Below are 5,904 nucleotides of genomic sequence, written 5' to 3'. Positions count from 1 at the left end.
CGCCGGCGGACGCGGCCCCGGCCACCGCGCCGTCGCCCGCGACGAACCGGCCGCGCCTGGTCCTCACGCCCGGCGGCGCGCCCGATCCGGAGCTGCTCGACGGCTACGACCCGTTGGCCGGCATGAACGAACGCGACTGGGACCGCCGGTTCCTGGTCCGCGCCGACCCGCCCGAGTACGCGTGGCCGCCCGGCGAGCTGTTCCCCGAGGGCGGTTACGAGGAAGGGCAGCCGGGCGTCCTCGCGGTCGGCGTCGAGCTGGACCGGTTCGGCGGGCCGGAGGGCCGGGTGCTGTCCCAGCTCGGCACGGCGTACCCGGCCCGGTCGCTGCCGCCCGCGCTCGTGGACGCCGGCTACCACCGCTACCGCGTGGTCAAGGTGCTGCCGGTGTGGTTCACGCTGTCCGCCGAGTGGTTCGGCCAGCCCGGCGGCGGCGTCCGCTACCGCACCACCTACCCGGTCGCCGACCTGGTCGCGCTGGGCTACCTGGAGGAGGTCCGATGAACGCCGAGTCGATCCAGGGCTGGCTGCTGGCCGTCGGCGTGCCCGCCGAGCTGGTGTCGGTCGGGGCGGAAGCCGACAACACGTGGTGCCTGGTGCCGACCGAGGAGGGGTTCGAGGTCTTCTGGCGCGAGCAGGGCAACCGGTACGACTGGGCCGCGTTCACCAGCGAGGACGTCGCCTGCCACTACTTGTTCGGCCGGCTCGTGTGGGCGCAGGTCGTGCGCGGCGCGGTCGGCGTGCTGCCCCAGGCGGAGCCGGCGGTCGAATCGGAAGCGCAGCCCGAACAGGCGGGAGCACCGGCGACTAGCGGGGCGTGAGGTCGGTCCGCCAGGTCACGCCCACCACGTCCTCGGCCCTCGGCACGGGCAGGAACAGGGCGAACGTCGCGGGGCGGGCGGTGGACAGCTCCAGCCGCCCGCCGTCCGCGTCCACGAGGGCCCGGGCCAGCGCCAGGCCGACGCCCGTGGACCCGCCGCCGGACACCCCGCGCTCGAAGATGTGGTGCGCGAGCTCGTCCGGCACGCCCGCGCCCGAGTCGGCGACCTCCACGACGACCGTGCCGTCGTCCCGGCGCGCGGAGACGACGACCTGACCCTCGCCGTGCCGCAGGGCGTTGTCCAGCAGCACGCCGATCGCCTCACGCAGGCGTGCGGGCGTGGCACGGGCCAGCAGACCTTCCGGCACCTTCACCCGCAGCGCGCGCCCGGCCCGTCGCAGCGGCTCCCGCCACTCCTCGGCGATGGCGGACAGCTCGGCGCCCAGGTCGAGCGGTTCCGCGCCGACGGCCCGCGCGGCCCGTGCGGCGGCCAGCATCTCGTTCAGCACCTCGGCCAGCCGTTCGGCCTGCTCCAACGCGGCCCGCGCCTCGGCGGCCGTGTCGGGTTCGGGGTGCAGCGACAACGCCTCCAGCCGCAGCTGCAACGCGGTCAGCCTGCTGCGCAGCTGGTGCGAGACGTCGCCGACCAGCTCGCGCTCCCGCTGCACGAGCTGCGCCAGCGCGCCCGCCGACTTGTCCAGCGCGTCCGCCACGAGGTCCAGCTCCGGCACGCCGTGCCGCCGGTCGTCCCGCCGGAAGTCGCCCGCGCCGAGCCGGGCGGCGCGCGCGGCGACGTGCCGCAACGGCTTGGCGAGCTTGCGGGCGGTCACCGTGGCGACGACCGTGCCGGTGCTCACCGACAGCACGACGAGCAGCACCACGAGCGCCGCGACCTGGTACTGGGCGGTGTGCATCGGCGCGGACGACACCTCCAGCCGGACGGTGCCCTGCTGCGCGATCGGCACCTCGACCGACAGCGCGTCGATCCCCGGTGTCCGCCCGAACTCCCGCACCCCGCCGGCCGACGTGACGACGAGGTGTCCGCCTTCCGGCACACCGACCTCCACCGGCCCGAGGTCGATCGGCCGACCGCTCGCGATCTGGTCGTCGATGGACGCGGCGATCCGCTGCGCCCGCGCGGCAAGGTCCGTGCGCGCGCCGTCCTCGACGAGCCGCAGCGCCGTGTAGCCGAGCGGGATGCCGAGCGCGAACCCGGTGACGGCGACGGCGAGCAGGATGGCCCGCAGGATGCGGCTGCGCATCAGTCGGCGGTGTTGAAGCGGAAGCCGACGCCGCGCACGGTGGCGATGCGCCGTTCGACGCTGCGGACGTCGCCGAGCTTCCGGCGCAGCCAGGACATGTGCATGTCGAGGGTCTTGCTGCTCTTCAGCTCCGGGTCGTTCCAGACCTCGGACAGGATCTCGTCGCGGTGCACGACCTGGCCGGCGCGCTGGATCAGCACGCGCAGCAGCTCGAACTCCTTGTTCGCGAGCTGCACCTCCTGCCCCTCCACGGTGACGCGGCGCGCGGCGAGGTCCACCCGGACGCCGTTGACCTCCACCGTGCCGGGCGCGCGGCGGCGGAGCAGGGCGCGGATGCGGGCCATCAGCTCGGCCAGCCGGAACGGCTTGGCCACGTAGTCGTCGGCGCCCGCGTCCAGCCCGACGACGAAGTCCACCTCGTCGGACCGCGCGGTGAGCATCAGGACCGGGATGCCGCGCCCGCCCGCGCGCAGCCGGCGGCACACCTCCAGCCCGTCCATCCCGGGCAGGCCGAGGTCGAGCACCAACAGGTCGATCCCGCTGTGGGTGGCCGCGTCCAGCGCTCCCGGACCGTCACCGACCACCTGGACCTGGTACCCCTCCCGCTGCAACGCGCGCGACAGGGGCTCCGCGATCGCCGGGTCGTCCTCGGCCAACAAGACCACGCTCACACCGCCCAGCGTAGGCGTGGCACGATCCCGTGCGTGGCCGCCCTTCGTGCAGATTTGTCCCTGGCCCTCCGCTTGGCGGACGAGGCCGACAAGATCACCACCGCGCGGTTCCGCGCGCGCGACCTGGTGGTGGAGCGCAAGCCCGACCGCACGCCCGTGACGGACGCCGACGTGGCCGTCGAGGACGCGATCCGAGCGGTGCTCGCGGCGGAGGCCCCGGACGACCAGGTGGCGGGCGAGGAGCGCGGCGGCACGGCGGGCGCCGGGCGGGCGTGGGTGGTCGACCCGATCGACGGCACGAAGAACTTCCTGCGCGGCGTGCCGGTGTGGGCGACGTTGATCGCGCTGGTCGTGGACGGCGTGCCGGTCGTCGGTGTGGTGAGCGCGCCCGCGCTGGGGCGTCGCTGGTGGGCATCCGCGGGTGGTGGCGCGCACACGCGGGACGCGTTGGGGGAGCGGGCGATCGCGGTGTCCGGCGTGCGCGACCTGTCCGACGCGTACCTGTCCACCACGCACTTGGGCACGTGGGGCGAATACCACTCGCGCGAGGCGTACCTGGCGCTGGTCGACGCGTGCTGGGAGAACCGGGCGTTCGGCGACTTCTGGCAGCACTGCCTGGTCGCGGAGGGCGCGATCGACGTGGCCGCGGAGCCGATCGTCAACCCGTGGGACGTGGCGCCGTTCCAGGTGCTGGTGACCGAGGCCGGTGGCCGGTTCAGCGACCTGTCGGGCGTGGCGCGGTTCGACGGCGGGAACGTGCTGTCGAGCAACGGGCACCTGCACGAGGCCGCGCTGAAGGTGCTCGCCGAGAACCGCTGACGCCGCCGGCGTCACGGCCGGGACGGGACGGGGTCGGGACCGGCGCGGGCCGGGACCGGGGAGGGGCCGGGACCGGCGTTCGGTCGGCCGCCGTCAGGGCCGGCCGAGGGGCTCCTCGTCGGTCGGCCGGTCGTACGACCTGGTCACGCGGCGCGGGCGGAAGTCGGCCTCGGGGAACACCCACTTCTTGTAGCCGTACCAGCGGAACGCCATCGCGATCAGGGTGCCGATGATCTGGGCACTGACGAAGTCGGCGACCTCCTCGCCGAGCCGGCTGAGGTGCGGCTCCTGGAGGTCGAGCAGGTACCGCGACACCCACAGCGGCAGGGAGTTCAGGCCGATGCCGATCCCGTTGACGAGGAAGAACAGCGCCGCCTCGTGGTGCCGCTCGCGCCCGCCGCGGGTCTTGAACGACCACTCGCGGTTCAGCACGTAGGACACGATCGTGGCGACCAGGGTCGCGACGATCTTCGCCGTCACCGGCTTCTCGCTCAGCACCGTGGTCTTCAGGCCGATGAAGATGGCCGTGTCGATCACGAAGCAGGTGCCGCCGACCAGGGCGAACTTGAGCAGCTCTCTGTGCTTGAGGGCCAGCGAGCGCAGCGGTTCGGGCAGGCGGAGGACGACGTTTTCGACTACGGACACCCTGGCAGTGTACGGAAAACGCGTGAAACGCCAGTTCAGGCGACCTCGCGTTGCTCCGTGGGCAGCGGCAGCGATCGCACGGACGGCCGCACGCCCGCCTCGGGGAAGACGAACTTGCGCATCGCCCAGAACTTGAACGCGGTGGCCGCCAGCATCCCGATCACGGAACCGGTGGCGAAGTCGGCGATCTCGGAGTGCAGCCCGAAGACGTGCCGCGAGACGTAGAGCGGCATCAGGTTCACGCCGATGCCGATGCCGCTGACCAGGAAGAACAGGGCGGCCTCGTGGTGCCGCTCACGGCCGCCGCGGGTGTGGAACGACCACTCGCGGCTCAGCACGTACGACGAGATGACGGCGACCAGGACGGCGATGGCCTTGGCCGTCACCACCTTGTCCTGCAGGACGGTCAGCTTCAGCGCGTACCAGATGCCGTTGTCGATCACGAACGTCGTGCCGCCCACGACGGCGAAGCGGATCAGCTCGCGGTGCTTGTTGATCAGGAACCGGAGCGGTTCCGGCAGTCGGCCCAGTACCCGGCGCACGAGTGGCAGCACCGGGGCAGGTTACCGCGCGGTGATCGAACGACTACGAAGGGGTTCGGCAACGATCCGGACCCCGGTCGTGCGGTGACCTGGGCTGGCCCGGCGGCTTCCGGGGGCACGGGTCCTCGGGCCGCGTCGTCGGCGGCGCGGTGGTGGTCGGCGGTGGCGTCGTCGGTGTCGGCGTGGACCGCGTGGTGGTCGTCGGCGGCACGGTGGTGGTCGTCATCGGCGGCGTGGTCGGCGCCGTGGACGTCCGGGATTCGGTCGTCGGCGTCGTCCCGGTGCTCGTCGGGCCGGGCGTCGTGGGCGCGGGGGTCGTCGGCGTGGTCGAACCCGGCGCGATCGGCAGGCCGACCGGCGGCTCCGGCGCCTGCCCCTCGCTCTCGCCCGGGCGCAGCGACAGGACCAGGTCGACGCTCTCGGCCGCGGCGCCGAGCGTGGCGCTGACCTTCACCGCGCCGTCGCGGTGCGGCGACCCGAGGGCCCACACCGGCAGGCGGAACGTCTCGCCGCGGTCCAGCGGCACCTCGCACACCACGCGGTGGCGCGACCGGTCACAACCGGGCCACAGCGCGACCAGCGTGACGTGCTCGCTCGACTCCACGACCAGCCGCAGGTGACCGTCCCGGCCGCCGGTGTTGGTGGCCCTGATGTCGAGGCGCGGGTCCCAGAACCCGTGCTGCCACTTGTGGACCAGGAGTTCCAGGTCGTCGTGCACCGGCCGCACGTCGACCGTGACCTGGATCGACACGCTGAGCGAGACGCCCGCGCTGAGCGTGCCGGTGATCCGACCGCCCTGCGCGTCCGGGTCGGCCTGGAGGCGGAACACGAACGTGGCCGTGCCGCCGGGTGCGATGCCCCGCGAGGTCGTGCACGTCACCGTGCCGCTGCCGGCGGGGCAGGTGACGGACTGCTCGGGAGCACCGTCGAACCGGACCAGGCGCGCGCCCGCGAACGTCGGCGCGGCCCCGACGGACCGGACGCCGGGCGGCAGGTCCAGCGCGGCGCTGACCGGCTCGGACGCCGTCTCCCCCGTGTTGCGGACGGTGACCGGCAGCTCGACGGGCTCGTCGCCGGGCGTCAGCGTGAAGCCGGCGGGAGCGGTCGGCACGAGATTCGGCGGTGTCGGCCGCGGCGCGGGCGCGG

General features: G+C 73.8%; 6 protein-coding genes and 2 pseudogenes. 3 read left to right on the top strand and 5 right to left on the bottom strand.

Annotated elements, in window-relative coordinates:
• Positions 1 to 503, top strand: a 503-nt coding sequence (locus ACFQ3T_RS33625) for a TNT domain-containing protein (RefSeq protein ID WP_380729695.1), incomplete at its 5' end; no start/stop codon positions are given.
• Positions 500 to 748 (top strand): annotated as a pseudogene (locus ACFQ3T_RS33620) (hypothetical protein); the annotation flags it as partial. The gene ACFQ3T_RS33625 and the pseudogene ACFQ3T_RS33620, both read left to right, overlap by 4 nt.
• 58 nt (positions 749 to 806) lie before the next feature.
• Here the strand turns inward: ACFQ3T_RS33620 and ACFQ3T_RS33615 are convergent.
• Positions 807 to 2,081: an ATP-binding protein gene (locus ACFQ3T_RS33615; protein ID WP_380729693.1), complete on the bottom strand. Its 1,275-nt coding sequence runs from the start codon at positions 2,079 to 2,081 to the stop codon at positions 807 to 809.
• Positions 2,081 to 2,752 (bottom strand): response regulator transcription factor, encoded by a 672-nt coding sequence (locus ACFQ3T_RS33610; protein ID WP_380729691.1) that lies wholly within the window; start codon positions 2,750 to 2,752, stop codon positions 2,081 to 2,083. The genes ACFQ3T_RS33615 and ACFQ3T_RS33610 overlap by 1 nt, the downstream gene beginning before the upstream one ends.
• Positions 2,753 to 2,785: 33 nt before the next feature.
• Here ACFQ3T_RS33610 and hisN point away from each other — a divergent pair, with 33 nt between their 5' ends.
• Positions 2,786 to 3,571: a histidinol-phosphatase gene (hisN, locus tag ACFQ3T_RS33605; RefSeq protein WP_380729690.1), complete on the top strand. Its 786-nt coding sequence runs from the start codon at positions 2,786 to 2,788 to the stop codon at positions 3,569 to 3,571.
• Between the two features lie 93 nt (positions 3,572 to 3,664).
• Here hisN and ACFQ3T_RS33600 read toward each other — a convergent pair whose 3' ends face one another.
• The 3 genes and pseudogenes from ACFQ3T_RS33600 to ACFQ3T_RS33590 all read right to left on the bottom strand — a co-directional run.
• Positions 3,665 to 4,216 carry a GtrA family protein gene (locus tag ACFQ3T_RS33600; RefSeq protein ID WP_380729688.1) on the bottom strand — a complete coding sequence of 184 codons (552 nt, stop codon included), beginning with the start codon at positions 4,214 to 4,216 and terminating at the stop codon, positions 3,665 to 3,667.
• A gap of 35 nt (positions 4,217 to 4,251) precedes the next feature.
• Entirely contained in the window at positions 4,252 to 4,767 is a 516-nt protein-coding gene (locus ACFQ3T_RS33595; protein WP_380729697.1) for a GtrA family protein, read from the bottom strand.
• Positions 4,768 to 4,801: 34 nt separating this feature from the next.
• A pseudogene (locus tag ACFQ3T_RS33590) lies at positions 4,802 to 5,904 on the bottom strand (hypothetical protein); the annotation flags it as partial.

Origin of the sequence: Saccharothrix hoggarensis (assembly GCF_042678885.1) — a bacterium.
GTDB classification, from domain to species: domain Bacteria; phylum Actinomycetota; class Actinomycetes; order Mycobacteriales; family Pseudonocardiaceae; genus Actinosynnema; species Actinosynnema hoggarensis.
The sequence above is the reverse complement of the archived record's forward strand: the minus strand, read 5'-3'. Positions and strand labels throughout refer to the sequence as shown.

Coding starts and splice junctions, on each gene's coding strand:
- ACFQ3T_RS33615 (WP_380729693.1), bottom strand. CDS start 2,081: ATGCGCAGCCGCATCCTGCGGGCCATCCTGCTCGCCGTCGCCGTCACC.